Source organism: Photobacterium sp. R1, from assembly GCF_054600795.1.
The window spans coordinates 1-276 of record NZ_BAAHZP010000504.1; the positions used below are offsets into that span (position 1 = coordinate 1).

1 pseudogene is annotated in these 276 nt (G+C 52.9%); it reads right to left on the reverse strand.

Annotation, left to right across the window (positions count from 1 at the left end):
* Positions 1-259 (reverse strand): annotated as a pseudogene (locus tag ACYP03_RS26045) (patatin-like phospholipase family protein); the annotation flags it as partial.
* Between the last annotated feature and the right edge of the window lie 17 nt (positions 260-276).

Below are 276 nucleotides of genomic sequence, written 5' to 3' on the forward strand. Positions count from 1 at the left end.
CGGCATCGTCTTTAGGACTGATCCCTAATAGGCGCATCAGAGAGCGGGCCGCCAGCGGCATATGGTGATAGAAAGCCTGGGCCAGAGGCTCAAACGACTGGCTCGGATACAAATGCAGGGTATCAACCGATTTAACCGCCATTTTACGTCTTTCGTTCTCAGGCAGCTTACTGAGCAACGTATTGGTGTATTCCAGATGTTCCAGCTCAGCGGCCATGGTATCACTGAAAATGGTATCCATCAGATGACCGGTCAACATGCCCACGCCTGGGGCCT